Below are 1,372 nucleotides of genomic sequence, written 5' to 3'. Positions count from 1 at the left end.
TGTATGGTCCGGCCGTGCGTAGCAAGAGGTTCGTCGATCAGGTGGTGAGTGGTCTTGCATCAATGTATCCGGCCTTTGATTGGAGCATTTTCTCCGGGCCATCATGGATATCAGCGCGCGTGCGTTCTCATTAGCGGACAGGCCTCGATTGGGCCATTTGGGTCACCAGTGTTCGCATGCGCCGGGAAGACCGAACCTCCATCTCGTCTCATCCTCTCGCAGACCTCGGCTGGAACCTGTTGATGGGGTTACGTCATCGCATGCTCCTCCTACCTCGCAGTTCCTGTGTTCGAGCCAGGGGCCGTTCCTTCGTCCCGGCCCGCAGGACGTGCGTCGCGTCGCGCGCACGGGCGGTCAAGGCCGGCCGTTGCGCTTTGCTTGCGGCTGGCTCCGGCGTTGCCAGGCCGCGCCTTGACCGCGCCGAGCACGGCGCGAGGATCAAGCGGGTCGGACGCCTGCATCGTTGGTCCTTGTCAGCTCGAAGGCGCGTCCTTTAGCCAGCACCGCCCAGGCGATGCGGGCAAGCTTGTTGGCGAGTGCGATCGCCAGCACGTTGTGGTGCAATCGCTTCTTGGCGGCTTCGATCCAGGATCTGAGTCCGTAACGTTCCCAGTTCTTGATCCTGACCAGCACCACCCATGCCGCCTGGACGAACAGAACGCGGAGGTAGCGATTGCCGCGCCGTGAGATTTTGCCGAGGATCGTGCGGTCTCCCGTCGAGATCTGCTTGGGCACCAGTCCGAGCCAGGCGCCGAAGTCACGGCCTTTGGAGAAGACGTCTCCAGTGCCGATCGCGGCCACCATGGCGCTCGAAATGATCGGCCCGATGCCAGGCACCGTCATCAGGCGCGAACATGCCTGATCTTGACGGGCCAGTGCTTCGATCTCGCCGGAGAGGCTATCGATGCGCTGATCCAGCTGACGCCAGTCGCCTGTCAACTCCTCGATGACACGCAAAATGCGTGGCGACAGGGCATCGGTGCGCGTCGCAAGGATGGTGGGCAGTTCTGTGCGCAGGAAGCCGATACCCTGGCGCACCGCGATCCCGCGTTCCAGCATGAAGGCGCGAATCTGGTTGATGATGCCGGTGCGTTGCGACACCAGCCGCTCGCGCACCCGATGCAGCGCCTGCAGATCGAGTTGCTCCGCGGTCTTGGTCGCCACGAACTTCATCGTCGGGCGCTGCACGGCTTCGGCAATCGCTTCGGCGTCATTGAAGTCGTTCTTCGGTCCTTTGCTATAAGGGCGGACATATTTGGCCGGCATCAACCTGGCATCGTGACCTAACGATGCGAGTCTGCGGCTCAAATGATGTGCGCCGACGCAGGCTTCCATGCCGATCAGGCAAGGCGGCATATTGGCGAGCCGCGCC

Annotated in this window: 1 protein-coding gene; it reads right to left on the bottom strand. The window is 62.5% G+C overall.

Annotation, left to right across the window (positions count from 1 at the left end):
- Nucleotides 1–438: 438 nt before the first annotated feature.
- The coding region (locus E4K65_RS46630; protein ID WP_135179754.1) for an IS110-like element ISBj4 family transposase at nucleotides 439–1,372 on the bottom strand (934 nt) is incomplete at its 5' end.

Origin of the sequence: Bradyrhizobium niftali (genome assembly GCF_004571025.1) — a bacterium.
GTDB classification, from domain to species: Bacteria; Pseudomonadota; Alphaproteobacteria; order Rhizobiales; family Xanthobacteraceae; genus Bradyrhizobium; species Bradyrhizobium niftali.
This window is presented reverse-complemented; position numbering and strand designations above follow the sequence as displayed.